The sequence below is a fragment of the Streptosporangium heterodermiicola genome, from assembly GCF_051390675.1.
Lineage (GTDB): Bacteria > Actinomycetota > Actinomycetes > Streptosporangiales > Streptosporangiaceae > Streptosporangium.
On sequence record NZ_JBPJSR010000038.1, the window covers coordinates 1 to 16004 of the forward strand.

Annotated in this window: 17 protein-coding genes; 13 read left to right on the forward strand and 4 right to left on the reverse strand. The window is 72.5% G+C overall.

Annotation, left to right across the window (positions count from 1 at the left end; genetic code table 11):
* Positions 1-337: 337 nt before the first annotated feature.
* Positions 338-2023 (reverse strand): FAD-dependent oxidoreductase, encoded by a 1686-nt coding sequence (locus tag ACSC1Q_RS40740; RefSeq protein WP_436764094.1) that lies wholly within the window; start codon positions 2021-2023, stop codon positions 338-340.
* A gap of 83 nt (positions 2024-2106) precedes the next feature.
* Here ACSC1Q_RS40740 and ACSC1Q_RS40745 point away from each other — a divergent pair, with 83 nt between their 5' ends.
* Positions 2107-2697: a helix-turn-helix domain-containing protein gene (locus ACSC1Q_RS40745; protein ID WP_436764095.1), complete on the forward strand. Its 591-nt coding sequence runs from the start codon at positions 2107-2109 to the stop codon at positions 2695-2697.
* A gap of 62 nt (positions 2698-2759) precedes the next feature.
* Here ACSC1Q_RS40745 and ACSC1Q_RS40750 read toward each other — a convergent pair whose 3' ends face one another.
* Positions 2760-2942 carry a hypothetical protein gene (locus ACSC1Q_RS40750; RefSeq protein ID WP_436764096.1) on the reverse strand — a complete coding sequence of 61 codons (183 nt, stop codon included), beginning with the start codon at positions 2940-2942 and terminating at the stop codon, positions 2760-2762.
* A 31-nt stretch (positions 2943-2973) separates the two neighbouring features.
* Here ACSC1Q_RS40750 and ACSC1Q_RS40755 point away from each other — a divergent pair, with 31 nt between their 5' ends.
* Positions 2974-3351: a hypothetical protein gene (locus ACSC1Q_RS40755; protein WP_436764097.1), complete on the forward strand. Its 378-nt coding sequence runs from the start codon at positions 2974-2976 to the stop codon at positions 3349-3351.
* Positions 3352-3524: 173 nt separating this feature from the next.
* Here the strand turns inward: ACSC1Q_RS40755 and ACSC1Q_RS40760 are convergent, their stop codons facing one another.
* Positions 3525-4346, reverse strand: a complete 822-nt coding sequence (locus ACSC1Q_RS40760) for a nitroreductase/quinone reductase family protein (protein WP_436764098.1) — start codon at positions 4344-4346, stop codon at positions 3525-3527.
* Positions 4347-5052: 706 nt separating this feature from the next.
* Between ACSC1Q_RS40760 and ACSC1Q_RS40765 the strand changes: the two genes are divergently transcribed.
* Genes ACSC1Q_RS40765 through ACSC1Q_RS40780 form a run of 4 tightly spaced genes read left to right on the forward strand, consistent with a single transcriptional unit; the run spans position 5053 to position 8476 of the window.
* Positions 5053-5577: a PadR family transcriptional regulator gene (locus ACSC1Q_RS40765; protein ID WP_436764099.1), complete on the forward strand. Its 525-nt coding sequence runs from the start codon at positions 5053-5055 to the stop codon at positions 5575-5577.
* Positions 5570-6232: an ABC transporter ATP-binding protein gene (locus ACSC1Q_RS40770; protein WP_436764100.1), complete on the forward strand. Its 663-nt coding sequence runs from the start codon at positions 5570-5572 to the stop codon at positions 6230-6232. Before ACSC1Q_RS40765 ends, ACSC1Q_RS40770 begins: the two co-directional genes overlap by 8 nt.
* A complete protein-coding gene (locus tag ACSC1Q_RS40775) occupies positions 6229-7593 on the forward strand; it encodes an FtsX-like permease family protein (RefSeq protein WP_436764101.1) in 1365 nt (454 codons plus the stop codon). Before ACSC1Q_RS40770 ends, ACSC1Q_RS40775 begins: the two co-directional genes overlap by 4 nt.
* A 28-nt stretch (positions 7594-7621) precedes the next feature.
* The gene (locus tag ACSC1Q_RS40780) at positions 7622-8476 is read left to right on the forward strand and encodes a (2Fe-2S)-binding protein (RefSeq protein ID WP_436764102.1); all 855 of its coding nucleotides are present in this window, start codon (positions 7622-7624) and stop codon (positions 8474-8476) included.
* Between the two features lie 102 nt (positions 8477-8578).
* Here the strand turns inward: ACSC1Q_RS40780 and ACSC1Q_RS40785 are convergent, their stop codons facing one another.
* Positions 8579-9004, reverse strand: coding sequence for an SgcJ/EcaC family oxidoreductase (locus ACSC1Q_RS40785; RefSeq protein ID WP_436764103.1), 426 nt, complete (start codon positions 9002-9004; stop codon positions 8579-8581).
* Between the two features lie 377 nt (positions 9005-9381).
* On the opposite strand from ACSC1Q_RS40785, the gene ACSC1Q_RS40790 reads away from it, so the two are divergent.
* The 7 genes from ACSC1Q_RS40790 (at position 9382) to ACSC1Q_RS40820 (ending at position 15855) form a co-directional block, all read left to right on the forward strand.
* Positions 9382-9543 carry a hypothetical protein gene (locus ACSC1Q_RS40790; RefSeq protein WP_436764127.1) on the forward strand — a complete coding sequence of 54 codons (162 nt, stop codon included), beginning with the start codon at positions 9382-9384 and terminating at the stop codon, positions 9541-9543.
* 7 nt (positions 9544-9550) lie between these two features.
* Positions 9551-9934: a diol dehydratase small subunit gene (locus ACSC1Q_RS40795; protein ID WP_436764126.1), complete on the forward strand. Its 384-nt coding sequence runs from the start codon at positions 9551-9553 to the stop codon at positions 9932-9934.
* 124 nt (positions 9935-10058) lie between these two features.
* Positions 10059-12386 carry a propanediol/glycerol family dehydratase large subunit gene (locus ACSC1Q_RS40800; protein ID WP_436764104.1) on the forward strand — a complete coding sequence of 776 codons (2328 nt, stop codon included), beginning with the start codon at positions 10059-10061 and terminating at the stop codon, positions 12384-12386.
* Positions 12387-12443: 57 nt separating this feature from the next.
* Positions 12444-14309, forward strand: coding sequence for a diol dehydratase reactivase subunit alpha (locus ACSC1Q_RS40805; protein WP_436764105.1), 1866 nt, complete (start codon positions 12444-12446; stop codon positions 14307-14309).
* Positions 14306-14818 carry a glycerol dehydratase reactivase beta/small subunit family protein gene (locus ACSC1Q_RS40810; protein WP_436764106.1) on the forward strand — a complete coding sequence of 171 codons (513 nt, stop codon included), beginning with the start codon at positions 14306-14308 and terminating at the stop codon, positions 14816-14818. Before ACSC1Q_RS40805 ends, ACSC1Q_RS40810 begins: the two co-directional genes overlap by 4 nt.
* Positions 14811-15254, forward strand: coding sequence for an OsmC family peroxiredoxin (locus ACSC1Q_RS40815; RefSeq protein WP_436764107.1), 444 nt, complete (start codon positions 14811-14813; stop codon positions 15252-15254). Before ACSC1Q_RS40810 ends, ACSC1Q_RS40815 begins: the two co-directional genes overlap by 8 nt.
* A 142-nt stretch (positions 15255-15396) precedes the next feature.
* Complete coding sequence (locus ACSC1Q_RS40820; protein WP_436764108.1) at positions 15397-15855, forward strand: GlcG/HbpS family heme-binding protein; 459 nt, start codon at positions 15397-15399, stop codon at positions 15853-15855.
* Positions 15856-16004: the final 149 nt, after the last annotated feature.

A 16004-nucleotide genomic window follows, 5' to 3' on the forward strand; every position in this document is an offset into this window, starting at 1 on the left:
AGGTCGGGCCCGAGCCCCGGATCTCGTAGTGAAGGGTCGCGCCGGGGACCTTCAGGGTGTTCGTCTTCGTGGGTTCCATGCTCGTGTCTCCTCGGGACTCGCCGGTCTCGGTTCGGCCGGTCACCGAGGGGTCGGAGCCGTGGCCGCCTTCTCGACATCCTCGCGCGCGATTTCCCCGGAGACCCCGGGCACCGTCACAGGTCACGCGATCCAGGCGGGTGCCGGGGGTTCGTACTCCAGATCGCACGGCTCGTTGACGGGACGTGCTGACGGTGGCCGCCGGTTCGCCGGAGGCAGGCCCCCCGCCGTACGGAACCCGCACGGCGGGGGCGGTGGCTCAGCCGTGCAGGCGCCGGACCTTGAGGACGTTGTCCCTGCGGGTGGTGGGCTGCCCGTCGGGGTCGTTCTGGATCCGGTCGTGTTCCTCGCAGAGCAGCACCTCCCACTCCCCGTCCGGGAGCTCCAGGCTTTCCAGGACCTCCTCCGGCGTGGGGAGGTGCACGTCGGGGTGGGGGTTGTGCTCCCAGGCGGGGAACCCGGCGTGCCCGACGACGAGGAGCGTCCCGCCGGGCGCGACCGCCGAGGCGGCGGTCCGCAGGATCTTCTCCCGGGGCATGTCGCCGGGGGAGTGCAGGAAGTGGGCGGAGACGAGATCGAAGAGGCCGTCGGGGAAGGAGACCCCCAGGTCGTGCCGCTGCCAGTCGACGCGATCGGCGACGTCCGCCGACGCGGCGTGCCGGGCGGCGCGCTCCAGGGCGACGCCGGAGATGTCGGTGGCGGTGACGCGCCATCCTCGCCGCGCGAGCCAGATCGCGTCGGCCCCCTCACCGCATCCCAGGTCCAGGGCGCTGCCCGGCTCCATGCCGGTGACCTCGCGGACCAGGATGACGTTGGGGTTCCCGCTCCAGATCTGGTCGCTCTCGCCGTAACGGAGGTCCCAGAACTCCGCCTCCGGGAGGGCGGTCTCCCGCGCGTGCTCATGCCCGGCGGACTCGCGGGCGGAAAGGGATTCGCGGCGGGCGGCGACGGCCCGGCGGGTCTCCTCGGCGATCAGGTCGGTGTTGATCGCCGCGCCGGCGCGCACGCCCGCGGCGGCGGCGCCGATGACCTGCTCGGTCAGGACGGTGACGTTCCCGGCTACCCACACCCCGGGCAGCGCCGTCGCCCCGGTCGGGTCGGAGGCGACGTAGCTGCCGATCACGTGCCCGCCCATCTCCTGGTCGGTCGTCTCCAGACCCAGGCCGGTGAGGAGGCCGGAGCGGGCGGTGAAGCGCGGGCCCGCCACGAGGGCCTGACGGGGGATCACCCGGCCGTCGGCGAGACGTACGCCGGTGAGCCGGTCGCCCGTCGTCTCCAGAGCCGCCACCCGCCCGTCCACCACCACGATGCCCCGGGCGGCCAGCTGCTCGTGCTCCTCGGCGCCGAACCCGGGCGCGGTGTGCGTGAAGAGGGTGACGTCCGCGCTCCACTGCCGCCACTGCAGGGCCTGGTGGACCGCGAGCGGTCCGGTGGCCAGGATGCCGATCGCCTGGTCGCGCACCTCCCAGCCGTGGCAGTACGGGCAGTGCAGGACGTCGCGCCCCCACAGCTCCGCGAGCCCCGGCACCTGGGGCAGCTCGTCGACCAGGCCGGTGGTCACCAGCAGCCGCTCCGCCACGACCGAGGACCCGTCTTCGAGGACGACGCGGAAGCCCCCGGCCTCCAGGCGCTCGGCCGCGACGGCGTCGCCCCGCGTGATCTCGCCGCCGTAGCCGGTCACCTCCGCGCGCCCCGCGGCCAGGAGCTCCGAGGGGGGCACGCCGTCGCGCGTCAGATAGGAGTGGACGTGGGCCGCCGGAGCGTTGCGCGGCCGGCCCGCGTCGATCACCAGCACCGAGCGCCGTGCCCGTGCCAGGACCAGCGCCCCGCTCAACCCGGCGGCCCCACCGCCGACGACCACCACCTCATAGCGCCGTTCCCCGTCAGAGAGGGCCGAGGAGTCCGGGGGAGCTGTTGTCACTTTTTGTTCCGTTCGTCCGCTCATGTGTGATTCCTCCGTTCACCGCAAATGGTCCACCCTGGCCCCCGGATTTGACAAAATTACTTGCCGGGTCAGCAAATAGAGGCATGGCAGACGACACCCTCGCGAGCGTGCTGACCGCCGTGGGCCCCCGGCTGCGGGCGCTGCGCCGCACTCGCGGCACCACCCTGGCCCAGCTGAGCGAGACGACCGGGATCTCGCTCAGCACCCTCTCGCGCCTGGAGTCCGGGCAGCGCAAACCGACCCTGGAGCTCCTGCTGCCCCTGGCGAAGGCGTACGGCGTGCAGCTGGACGAGCTGGTCGGCGCGCCGGAGACCGGTGACCCCCGCGTGCACATGCGTTCCTTCACCCGGCACGGCATGACCTTCGTGCCGCTCGCCCGCCACCTCGGCGGCCTGCACGCCTACAAGCAGATAATCCCGGGCAGGCCGCACGGGGACGCGCCGCTGGAACAGCGGACGCACGAGGGCTACGAGTGGCTCTACATCCTGTCAGGCCGGTTGCGGCTGCTCCTGGGCGAGCACGACCTCGTCCTCAGCCCCGGGGAGGTGGCCGAGTTCGACACCCGCACCCCGCACGGGTGGGCCGCCGCCGGTCCGGAGCCGGTCGAGTTCCTCAGCCTGTTCGGGCTGCAGGGCGAGCGCATGCACGTGCGGGCCAGGCCCACCGACAGCTGATCCACTGATCCACCGACCTGCCGATCCGTACACCGTGGGAAGGCTTTCCCGGCACACCGCCGTCACGGGCAGGGCGGCCGGTAGGTCACGCCGGGGAGATACCGGTCCCAGTCCGAGCGGGTGATCGCGGGGTGGGCGAGCGCGCAGACCCGCCTGGCCACGTTCTCCACGTCGGTGTCCCACAGCCGTACCGTGGCGTCGACGCCTCCCGAGGCCACGGTGTGACCGTCGGGAGCGAACGCCACCGCGAAGACGTTGTCCGAATGCCCGGTGAGGGTGGCCAGCGCACTCGGGCGGCGGGGATCGGCGACGTCCCGTCCGGTCGGCGCTCGCCGTGGCGAGAAGCCGCCCGCCGCCTACGTCACGGCCAAGGGCGACCCGGCCGATCCGGCGATCGACTCCAGCCACTCCCACGGCGACGGAGAGGTTCCGGCCGTCACCCGCCTCGCGCCGGGCCACTACCGGCTCACCTACGCCGGGATCGGAAAGCCCGGCGACAGCGCCCAGGTCTCGGCGATCACGGCCGGGCGGTACTGCCACCTCGGGACGGTGAACTCCTGCAGCGCCACGCCGCTGCTGGTCCTCGACGTCTACTGCCACTCCGCGGCCGGGACCGGCGCCGACTTCGGCATCGCCTATCTCCGGGCACCGTAGGCACTCCGGCGTCACACGGGCTCTGCAGCGTAAACCCTCCGGCGGCACATGGGCCCTCGCCACCGGACGCCCGCCTGCCGGGCCGGCGCCTCCGGGGGCGTCGGCCCGGCCTGCGGGGTCCGGGGTGCACGTGGACCTCACCTCCCCGGTGTCCCCGGCCGGGGAGGTGAGGGCTACGTGTCGAGGATCGGCATCAGCTGCCGCTCCTCGTAGGCCAGGTGCCTTTCGAGCTCGTCCGTCAGCCGTTCGACCTCGGCGAGCACCAGCATGGAGTCCGCGCCCTCGGCGGAGATGACCTCCCGCAGCTCCTCGACGAGAGCCGCGATCTTCTCGTGTTCGCGGCTCAGGCGCTCCAGGGTGGGGGCGAGTTCGGGGTAGCGCCGGGCGAGGAAGGGGAACATCGCGATGTTCTCACCGGTGTGGTGGTTGTGCAGCCCTTGGCAGAGGGTGAGGCAGTTCACCCGCAGCTGGGCGCCCAGCCCGGGACCCGACTCGGTGACCTCCTTGCGGATCAGGGCGAGTTCCCGCCGGAACATGTCGTGGACCCGCTTGAGGGTCTCGCTCGCCGACCCCGCGTTCGGCGGCCCGCCCCCGGCCAGGGCGACCACGGGGATGACACGCGTCGTCCTCGCCTGATAGTCGGCCCAGCCGGGGTCGGCCTCTGCCGCGCGGGCGAAGACGCGGTCGCGTTCGGCGCCCTCCAGGACGACGGCCCGCGCCTCGTACGTGAAGATGCCGTCCTCGACCGTGACGACGGGGTTGGCCACCAGGTTGTGGTACCAGGCCGGATGGTTCGGCGCGCCACCGGCCGAGGCGATGACCAGGACCCGTTCGCCGCCGTCGTGAAGGTAGCCGAGCGGGGTCGTGTGCCGGGCGCCGGACCGCGCTCCGACGGTGGTCAGCAGGAGCAGCCGGGCCCCCTCGAAGGGGCCGCCGACCTTCCCGCCGTTGGCACGGAACTCCTCGATGATCTGCTGGTTGAATTCGATCGGCATTCTCTGTTTTCTTCTCCGGGATCTGTGGTCCCGCGAGCTGTTCGCGGGCATGACGAAGGACCGCCCGGCGGGCGGCACGAAGACACCACGGGGCGACCGCGACCGTGGTGCGGGAAACGAGGGAGGGCGCGCCGGACGACCGGCCGGACCGGCGGTTCACCGCCGGGGCCGGTTCGCGGGTGGCGCGGGATCGGCGACGGCCGGCGACGACCGGCACCGTGAGAGCACGTGGGAATCACGCGAAACGTGGCGGCCACCTGGGACGCGGAGACCGCGAGGTGGGGACCACGGGAAACGTCACGCTCGACGCGTGGAAGGAAGGAGAGAAGGGGTGGGCCTCTGGCCCGCCCGGGGCTCACGCCTCGGCCGGGTGCCCTACTCGCTGTTGGCCCAAGGCCGACCCGGCAGTCACGGGATCAACCGTAGTGCCACGGACGCGCCAAGGCAACGCCGCTTCCGCCGTCACCGGCCGTGCGTCGCTCCGCCGTCGGTGACGATCCGGGCCAGGGCCGCCGAATGGACACCGCCCGCCTCCGGTCCCGAACGGCGGTTCCGGCCGGTCGGTGCGGGCTCGGCGCACTGTCAGTGCGCTATCAGCGCACCGTCGGCGCATGGTCGGCCGGGATCTCCGGATTCCGGCCAGGGTGCCGGGTGATCGTCGTCAAACTATTCACCTGGTGTATGCATCGAGTGTATAGTCATGATCATGTCTACCGGACACGTCATGCTCGGGCTGCTCGCCAAGCGGCCCAAACACGGGTACGAGCTCAAACGCGAGCACGACCAGCGCCTGCCGGGTGCCAGGCCGCTCGCGTACGGACAGGCCTACGCGACGTTGCAGCGCCTGCAGCGGGACGGGTTCGCCGAGGTGGCGGAGACCGTGCAGGAGGGCGGTCCCGAGCGCACGGTGTACGCGATCACCGAGGAGGGGCTCGCCGAGCTGGCCCGATGGCTGGAACAGGTGGAGACACCCGCGCCGCACGTCTCCAGCGCGCTCCTCTCGCGCGTGGTGGTGGCGATCGTCGCCGGTGGCGCCGCGGACGGCTACCTGGTCAGGCAGCGCGCCGCCCATCTGGCGCGGATGCGCGAGCTCACCGCGGAGCGGGCCTCGGGATCCCCCGCGCAGGTGCTCGCCGCCGACTACGCGCTCCAGCACCTCGACGCCGACCTGCGCTGGATCGGGACGGCGATGGAACGACTCGCGGATCTTAAGGAGGAGATGGATGCTTGAGGCACGTGCGTTACGCAAGACCTTCGCCAGGACCGTCGCGCTGGACGGGGTGTCGGCGGAGATCGGCGACGGGGAGATCGTCGCGATCACCGGCCCGAGCGGTTCCGGCAAGTCGACGCTCTTGCACTGCCTGGCCGGGATCGTCCGCCCCGAGGCGGGGGAGGTCCACTTTGACGGGCGGCGCGTCGACACCCTCGGCGACGCCGATCGCACGAGGCTGCGCAGGCAGAGCTTCGGCGTCGTCTTCCAGTCGGGCGGGCTGGTCCCCGAGCTGACCGCCGAGGAGAACGTGGCGCTGCCGCTGCTGTTCAACCGGCACGGGCGCCGGGAGTCGCTGCTGGCCGCCCGGTCCCGGCTGGAGAGACTGGACGTGATCGGCTGCGCGGACAAGCGGCCGGGCGAGCTGTCCGGCGGCCAGCTGCAGCGGGTCGCCGTGGCCCGCGCGCTGGTCACCGGCCCCCGGGTGGTCTTCGCCGACGAGCCGACCGGCGCGCTCGACTCGCTGGCCGGTGAGCGGGTGATGGACGAGCTCGTCGGCACGGCCCGCGCGGACGGCACCACGCTGGTGATCGTCACCCACGACAACCGGGTGGCCGCCTACGCCGACCGGGAGATCGCGCTGCGCGACGGCAGGCTCGCCGGGGTGACCGTGTGATCGCCGTGATGCGGATGCTCGCCAGGGGCGGGTCGCGGCGCGAGCGGGTACGGGGGCGCCTCATGACCGCGGGGGCGGCGCTCGCGACCTTCCTGCTGTGCGTGGCGGCGAACCTGCTGGCGTTCGGGCTCGGTATCTCGGTTCACCCCGGGGGCTTCCTCGTCCAGACGCGGATCGAGTATCTGGGCTTCTTCTCCGGCCGGGACGCACGGCTCATCACCGCGCTGACGCTGGCCCTGCTGGTCGTGCCCACCATGGCCTTCGTCTACCAGGTGAGCCGCCTGGCCACCGCGACCCGGGAACGGCGGCTCGCCGCGCTCCGGCTGGCCGGGGCCACACCGCGCGAGGTGCGCCTGCTCGGGGCGTACGAGAGCGGGTGGCGGACCCTGCTGGGCGGGGTGTGCGGCGTCGCGCTGCACCTGGTGGCGAACCTGGTGCTGGCGGCGGCGCTGGAGGGCCCGGTGCCCCTGGTCCCGGCGGCGCAGATCGCGGCGATCCTCGTCGCGGTGACGCTCGCCGGGACGCTGTCCGGGCTGAGGGCGGGGCGGCACGTGGTGACCTCCCCGCTGGGCGTGGTCCGGCGGACGCCCGCGACCGGTCCCAGGCCGCGCGACCTGGTGCTGGTCGCGGTGGGTGTCGGGCTGCTCGCCGCCGGGATCGCCGGTCTGGGAAGGTTCCCCGGCGGGCCGTACGCCGCGGCGCTGTCCGTGACGACAGGCATGGTGCTCCTGCTGTTCGGCCTGGTCCTCGGTACCGCGTGGCTGATCAGGGTGGCCGCCCGGCGGGTCGGTGACCGGGCCGGGGCGGCGGAGACCCTGCTGGCCGCCCGGATGGTCGGGGCCGATCCCCGGGGGTGGGCCCGCGCGCTGTCGGTGGTGGGGCTGACCGTGTTCTTCGGCGCCGGGGTGGGCGCCCAGCAGGGGCCCATCCTCCTCGGGGGCGGCCTCGACTCCTCCTGGGCCGTGGCCTACCTGCTCGTGGACCTCGCCCTGCTGGTCGCGCTGGTCACCTCGGCCGCCGCCCTCGTGGCGCACCAGGCGGAGGACCTGCTGGACCATCGGAGCTCGTTCGCGGCCCTGGCCGCCTCGGGCGCGCCCGGTCCCGCGCTGGGCCGGGTGCTCACCCGGCAGGCGCTCATCGCGGCGCTGCCGGTGTGCGTCGTGGCCGCCGCCGCCGGGGTGGGGGTGGTCCTCTCGACGGGGTGGGACGTCTACCGCGAGGTGCCGGAGGGGCTCGCCTTCACAGCCGTCCGGGCGGTGCTCATGGTGGGGATCGGGGTGCTGGCCGCGACGCTGGTGGCACGGGCCGCCCGGCCGATCCTGCGCCGCACGCTGCGTCCCGAGGAGCTCAGGGACGAATGAGGGGGAGCGGGGCTGTGTGAGTATGGGGGTGACTCTTCCTGAAGTCTTCCCCGGCTCTCCCAGAGAGGACGTGGTCGCCGTGCCGTCCGTCCGGTCCGGAGCACCGGGACCGTTTCCCGCCTCCCCGGCCGCAATCGCGGCGGCGGTCGCGGACGTCTCCGCCGCCGGGGGGTACTTCGGCCTGGAACTCGGACCGCTTCTCCCCGAGCCCGGCTGGCGGCCGCTCACCGATCTGCTCACCGATCCCGGCACCGTGGAGGCCCGGGTCGCGGACATGGCCGGGCGGCTCGGCACCGCGCAGACCCGGGTGGCCGCCTCCATCCTCTTCCAGGGCCTGGCCGCCCGTTTCTGGTCGCCGTCCCTCGGCGCCGCGGTCGCGCACGACCTGCTCGTCGATCTGGCTCCCCGGCACGTGTACTGGCGTCCGGCGGCCGGTGGTCCGCTGCCGTTGCGGGCCGTCCACCTGGAAGGGCAGGAGGTCCGCGACCCCGCGAGCATCACCGGGCCGCTGTACCGGACCGTGGTGACCGGGTTGCTGGAGCCACTCGCGGAGACGGTACGGCGGGTCGTGCCGACGGCCCCCGGCCTGCTGTGGGGCAACGCGGCCTCCGCCCTGGTGGGCACCCTCCTCGAACTGGGCCGCCACCGCCCCGGACTCGCCGCCAAGGCCGTGGCACTGGGCCGCGAGCTGCTGGACACGGGCCTGCTGCGCGGCACCGGCGAACTGGCCGAACCCGTCCCCGGCCGTCCCCTCTTCGCCCGGCGCAGTTGCTGCCTGTTCTACCGCCTGCCCGGCGGCGGCATGTGCGGTGACTGCGTTCTGGTCGATCCCGAGATCCGTCGCGAGCGGTGGGCGCGAGCCGCGCGGGAGTCCGGCCGGTGACCGTGTCGTTCCCGTGCCCTTCGTCGTCCGGGCGCGCCCCGGGTTCCCGGCCGGGTGAGGACCGCCCGGTCGGGGCATCGGGTTCTCAGCGGGGCCCGGCGGTCACCCGTCGAGCACCTCCGTGTTCTGGCAGGCGACCAGGAGCCACCGTCCGTCCTCCTTGGCCATGACGTACAGCGGGCTGCCCTCGTTCTGTCCCTCGATCGGGTGGCCGTCGAGTGTCACCGCCCGCTGGCGCACCTTGACGGCGGCGACGTCGGGACGGATGAACAGCACGTGCACCACCTCGTAGTCGCTCGTCGAGTCCCTCATCGCGCCGGGAAGCACCCGGTGGGTGAACGCCGAGATCTCGTCACGGCCGGTGAGGCGCCTGCCGTGCCCCGTCGTCCAGATCGCGTCGGACCTGAACAGGCCGACGAACTCGCCGGGGAGTTCGTGTTGCTGGGCGTGCTCCAGTGTGGCGATCACCTGCTCGATCGCCTCGATCTCCGTCTCGCGTGCCCGCTCGTCGATGTGTGTCGCGTTCATGCCGGCCAGCGTGGTGCCTCAAGCGTGGTTGAGGTCAACCCGGCCGGTCCGGTCGCCACCCTCTGGCGGTTCGGCGTTTCCCGCGAAGGGGTCGGCCGCGTGCCGTCGAGTTCACGCGGTTCACTGTCGGTGAGCAGCCGGGGGCGTCGATGGCGATGTGGGTGTGCCTCCTGGTCGCGGCACTACGGTCGGCCGTTTTATCGCGAAATTTGCCCGAATAGTGGACGTCGCGTGAGGAGAACCTGACGCTCGACGGCGTTCCACCTATGTGTGACATCGCACTGGACGTGCACGTGCTCGTCCCGAGGCGGTGACGACTCCGGTGGCACGGGCCCGTGAGCATTGTGGGGCTTGTGAGGCTCGTGAGGAGAGGACGGGTGCGATCCGATGACCTTCGCGAAAACAACGTCCGGGAAGAAGACGTCCGGGAAGAGGACACCCGCGAAGACGACGTCCGGGAAGACGACGTCCGGGAAGACGCCGTCCGGGAAGACGGCGTCCGCGAAGAGGGGCTCGGCGAAACTGGATCCGGGGCGTGACTACCCGCTGGCGTCCCATCGCCCGGAGCTGCTCAGGACACCGACGGGCAAGCGCCTCGACGAGATCACCATGGAGGCCGTCCTGGCCGGGGAGGTGGCGGCCGAGGACCTCCGTATCGCGCCGGAGACACTACGGCTGCAGGCGGAGGTCGCGGACTCGTCCGGCAGGCCGCAGCTCGGGCAGAACTTCCGGCGGGCCGCCGAGCTGACCGCGCTGCCGGACGAGAAGGTGCTGGAGATCTACAACGCGCTGCGGCCGCGCGCCTCCACGAAACAGCGGCTGGCCGAGATCGCCGGGGAGCTGGAGCGCGACCACTCCGCCACGCTGTGCGCGCGGCTGATCAGGGAGGCCGCCGACGTGTACGAGCGCCGGGGCATCCTCGCGGGTTGAACGAGCCAAACGAGCCAAACGAGCCAAACGAACTGGACGCGCCGGACGAACTGGACGAGCCGAACGAGCCGTACACGGCGAGTGTCCGGCGGCGGGGCAGGGCGTCAGGAAGGTGGGACCGGAGATGAGCACCAGGAACGCCGCGAGCGGGCAGACCGGCGGGCGGGCGGACAGGCGAGCGAGTGGACGGGTACCGGCGCCCCGGCGGTCCAGGCGTACGGAGATCCTGGAGGACCGTCCGGTCAACCTCGACGGTTTCGTGGAGGAGTGGCCCGAGGTCGGCATGGTCGCGATGGACAGCCCGTACGACCCGCGCCCGAGCGTGCGCGTGGAGAACGGGACCATCGTGGAGATGGACGGCAGGGAGCGGAAGGACTTCGACTTCCTCGACCAGTTCATCGCCGACCACGCGATCGACGCCTCGGCGGCCGAACGGGCGATGGGCCTCGAACCCGCCGAGATCGCGCACATGCTGGTGGACCCGAAGGTGTCGCGCGGTGAGGTGCTGGCGGTCTCGTCCGGCCTGACCCCGGCGAAGCTGCTGGAAGTCGTCAAGACCATGAACGTGGTCGAGATGATGATGGCGCTGCAGAAGATGCGGGCGCGTCGTACCCCGGCCAACCAGGGGCACTCCACGAGCGCGCGGGACAACCCGGTCCAGGTGGCCGCGGACGCCGCGGAGGGCGCGCTGCGCGGGTTCCGCGAGCTGGAGACCACCCTCGGCGTGGTGCGGTACGCCCCGCTGGTGGCCATCGCGCTGCAGGTCGGCGCCCAGGCGGGGAGACCCGGCGTGCTCACGCAGTGCGCGCTGGAGGAGGCCACCGAGCTCGAACTGGGCATGCGCGGCATCACCGCCTACGCGGAGACGATCTCGGTGTACGGTACCGAGCAGGTCTTCTGCGACGGCGACGACACCCCGTGGTCTAAGGCGTTCCTCGCGTCCGCCTACGCCTCCCGCGGGATCAAGATGCGGTTCACCTCCGGCACCGGCTCCGAGGTGCAGATGGGCCACGCCGAGAGCAGGTCGATGCTGTACCTGGAGATCCGCTGCGTCCTGGTCGCGAAGGGCGCCGGGGTCCAGGGGCTGCAGAACGGCTCGATCAGCTGCATCGGCGTGCCCGGCGCGGTACCGGCGGGAATCCGCGCGGTGCTGGCCGAGAACCTCGTCGCCAGCACCGTCGACCTGGAGTGCGCCTCCGGCAACGACCAGTCCTTCTCGCACTCCGACATGCGCCGCACCGCGCGGCTGATGCCGCAGCTGCTGTCCGGCACCGACTTCGTCTGCTCGGGCTACTCCGCCGTGCCGAACTACGACAACATGTTCGCCGGTTCCAACCTGGACCCCGAGGACTACGACGACTGGAACACCATCCAGCGGGACCTGCAGGTGGACGGCGCCCTCCGGCACGTCCCCGAGCCGGAGATCCTCGCCGCCCGGCGCAGGGCCGCGCGTGCGCTGCAGGGCGTGTTCGCCCACCTCGACCTGGCGCCGATCACCGACAGGGAGGTCGAGGCGGCCGTCTACTCCCACGGCAGCAGGGAACTGCCGCTGAGGGACGTACTGGAGGACCTGAAGTCGGCGCGCTCGGTGATGGACCGGGGCGTCACCGGGCTCGACATCGTCAAGGGGCTGGAGGCCGGTGGCTTCCCCGACGTGGCCGAGGCGCTGCTGGGCGTGCTGAGGCAGCGGGTCTCCGGTGACCTCCTGCAGACCTCGGCGATCCTCACCCCGGAGCTGACGACGCTCTCGGCCGTCAACGACCCCAACGACTACGCGGGACCGGGCAGCGGATACCGCCCGGACGGCGCGCGGTGGGAGGAGATGAAGCGGCTGCGGCACGTCGTCGGCGCCCGCGACCCGGAGGAGGGGGAGGTCGCCGACGACGTGCGTACGATGCGCCTGGGGGAGAAGGGCGCGGCGCGGCCGGGGCGCCGCTCCGACGAGGTGGTCATCGGCGTCTCCCCGGCCTTCGGCGCCTTCTTCTCCACGACCATCGTCGGTGTCCCGCACGTGGAGGTGCTGCGGGAGCTGCTGGCCGGGGTGGAGGAGCAGGGGATGCACGCCCGCGTCGTCCGGTTCCACGGCAGCTCCGACCTCGCGGTCATCGCCCACACCGCGGCCGTGCTGTCCGGGTCGGGGATCGGTGTCGGCGTCCTCTCGCGCGGTACCACCATGATCCATCAGAGGGACCTGCTCCGGCTGTCGAACCTGGAGCTGTTCCCCCAGGCGCCGCTGATGGACCTGGAGACCTTCCGCAGGGTCGGCGGCAACGCGGCCAGGTACGCCAAGGGCGAGTCGCCGGAACCCGTGCCCTCGCGCAACGACCACATGGCCCGCCCGCGCTGGCAGGCCAAGGCCGCGCTGCTGCACATCAAGGAGACCGAGTTCGTACGGGAGGGCGCGGACCCCGTGGAACTCGACGTGCTGATCCGGATGGCCGGTACCGGCTGAGCCGAGGAAGGCCGGGCGGCTGGACGGCTGGACGGCCGGATGTTCGGAGGGAGGACCATGTCGCTGGTGGTGGGGGTGGACATCGGCAACTCGACCACGGAGGCGTGCGCCACGCGCGTCGGCGAGGACGGGAGGGTCGACTACCTCTGCGCGGCGCTCGGCAGGACGTCGGGGGTGAAGGGCACCGTGGAGAACGTCTCGGGTGTCGTCGAGGTCGTACGCCGTGCCCTCGCCGGGGCGGGCTGTGATCCGGCAGGGCTCCAGGCGGTGCTCGTCAACGAGGCGACCCCGGTGATCAGCGGGCTCGCGATGGAGACCATCACCGAGACGATCATCACGGAGTCCACGATGATCGGGCACAACCCGGAGACGCCGGGCGGCGTCGGGCTGGGGACCGGCACCACCGTGGCCTTCCCCGAGCTGCGGGGATGCGCCGCCGGGAGCGCGGTGATCTGCGTCGTCGGCGCGGGCGTCGACTTCGAGGACGCCGCCGGGGGGATCAACGCGGCCGTCGCGCGCGGGGTCCGGGTCACCGGCGTGGTCGTCCACGCCGACGACGCCAACCTGATCGCCAACAGGCTGGGCGAGCCGGTACCGGTGGTCGACGAGGTCACGCTGGTGGACAGGGTGCCGCTGGGCATGCCCGCCGCCGTCGAGGTCGCCGAGCCGGGCCGCACCATCAGGACCCTGTCCAACTCCTACGGGATCGCCACGGTGTTCGGGCTCGACCCCGAGCAGACCCGCGTGATCGCGCCGGTGGCGCGGGCGCTGGTGGGCAACCGCTCGGCCGTCGTGGTGCGCACCCCGGCAGGGGACGTCACCGACCGCAGGATCCCGGCCGGCGCCCTCACCCTGATCGGCGGGAAGGTCAGGCGGTCGGTCGGGATGGACGCCGGGGCCGAGGAGATCATGGCGACGCTGCGGCGGGTCCGCCCCCTCGCCGACGCCGTCGGCGAGCCCGGCACGAACGTCGGCGGGATGCTCGCCCGCGTCCGCGACACCATGTCCGACCTGACCGCGACGCCCGCCGACACCGTACGCGTCCAGGACGTGCTCGCCGTGGACACCTTCGTGCCGCAGCGGGTCACCGGCGGGCTGGCGGGGGAGTTCGCGCTGGAGAACGCGGTCGCGCTGGCCGCGATGGTACGTACCAGCAGGGGGCCGATGGAGCTGCTCGCCGCGCGGCTGCGGGAGGCGCTCGGCACCGAGGTGCTGATCGGCGGGGTCGAGGCCGACATGGCGCTGCTGGGTGCGCTCACCACTCCGGGGGCCGGCCGGCCGGTGGCGATCCTCGACCTCGGCGGCGGCTCCACCGACGCGGCGGTCGACACCGGCGACGGCGAGACGCGCTCGGTGCACCTGGCCGGCGCGGGAGACCTGGTCACCAACCTGATCGACTCCGAACTCGGGCTGGAGAACACGGAACTCGCGGAGGAGATCAAGAGGTTCCCGCTGGCGAGGGCCGAGAGCTTCTTCCACGTCCGGATGGAGGACGGCACCGTCCGCTTCTTCGACAGCCCCCTGCCCGCCGACGCCTTCGCCCGCGTCGTCACGCTCACCGACGACGGAATGCACCCGATCCCCACCCGGCACGGCGTGGAGAGGATCCGCCAGGTACGCAGGTCGGCCAAGCAGCGGGTCTTCGTGGTCAACGCGCTCCGCGCGCTCGAACAGGTGGCCCCGGGCGGCGACCTCCGGCAGGTCGGCTTCGTGGTGGTCCTCGGCGGTTCCGCGCTGGACTTCGAGATCCCCGACATGATCGCGGAGGCGGTCGCGGAGTTCGGGATCGTCAGCGGGACCGGCAACGTGCGGGGTCACGAGGGCCCCCGCAACGCGGTGGCCACCGGCCTGGTCGTCAGCCACGCGTCGGCATGCGCGGCCGGGACCGCCGGGACCGCCGGGACCGTGGTGGGTGGCCGATGACGTACGGAGAGCGGAACCGGCCCGCCGTGGTGGTGTTCTGCCATCCGGCCCCGGAAAACCGGCACCGCCTGCGCGAGATCGAGGCCGGCCTGGAGGAGGAGGGCGTGCCGTACCGCGTCGAGGACGGACACATCGACGTCGAGGACGGACATACTCGCTTGAAGGACAGACGTATCGGCGTCGAGGGCGGCCATGTCCGCGTCGAGGGCGGACGCGTCGGTGTTGGAAACGGACGTACTCGCGTCGAGGACGGTCATGCCGGGGGCGGGGTAGGCGGCGGGGCGCGGGAGCTGGCCTTCGCCGCGGCCCAGGCGTCCAGCCTCGCTGTCGGGGTGGGAGTGGACGCCGCGGGGAACATCTGCGTGCACCACGCCAAACTTCCGCCGGACGCGCCCGCGGTGGCGGGCACCGCCTCGGATGCCCGCGTCATGGGGCACAACGCCGCCCGGCTGGTCGTCGGCGTCCCCTTCAAGCAGTTCGAGCAGAGGGAGGATCCCCAGCATGCCTGATCGCATCGCCACGACACGATGGACCGGTGACCTGACCACCGGATCGGGAACGGTCACGCTCGTCTCCTCGGGAGCGGGCGGGTTCACGTTCTCGCTGCCGACCCGGGCCGGTGAGGCGAACGGCCAGACCAGCCCGGAGGAACTCGTCGCCGCGGCGCACTCCGCCTGCTACAGCATGCAGCTGTCGGCGCTGCTCACCGCGGCCGGTACGCCCCCGGAACGGATCGACGCCACGGTGACGGTGTCCCAGAACCCACGGGACGGGGCCTATTTGATCACCGAGATCCGGATGGTCGTGCGGGCCGCCGTCCCGGGCGCCGACGCGGAGGGCTTCCGCCGCGCGGCGGAGAGGGCGAAGGAGACCTGTCCCGTCTCCGTGGCCCTCGCCGGCACGGTGATCACCCTGGACGCCGAGCTGGATCAGGTGTCCATCTAGGAGGCCGTCGCGTCCCGGCCGTACGAGAACGCGCCGGTCAGGAACTCGCCGACCAAAGACTCGCCGACCAGGGAAGAGCGACCAGGGAAGAGCGGCCAGGGAAGAGCGGCCAGAGAAGATCGTCCAGGGAAGGGAGACTCACATGTCCGTACGGCTCGGCCTCGCCGGTGCCCGTCACGTGCTGGACGCCGCGCTGGAGAAGGCGGACGAGCTCGGCCGGCCCATGAACATCGCCGTGGTCGACGGCGGCGGGCACCTGCTGGCGTTCGCACGCCAGGACGGCGCGATCCTCGCCGGCGTCGACATCGCCACGCGCAAGGCCCGCACCGCGGTGCTGATGGCGATGACCACCGAGCAGCTGGGCGAGGCCGCCGCGCCCGGCGGCTCCCTTCGCGGCATCGAGGTGACCAACGAGGGTCTGGTGATCTTCGGTGGCGGCATCCCGCTGGCCGGGGCGGACGGCGTGGTCGTCGGCGCGATCGGGGTGAGCGCGGGGAGCGTGGAGCAGGACATCACGGTCGCCCAGGCAGGGGTGGACGCGTGGGCGACCACGGGCGACGACGGCACGGGCGGCTCCACGCGACCGAGGCGACCGAGGTGACCGGGGTGACAGCGGTGACCGAGGCGGCCGGGGCCGCGCGGGAGTGGGCGGAAGCGGGCGGAAGCGGAGAGTCCTTGTGCTCTCACTTCGTCCGTAGTCTGATTGAGAGGAATTGTTCATCGGGCCGAGCGTTCACGCACCCCGGACGG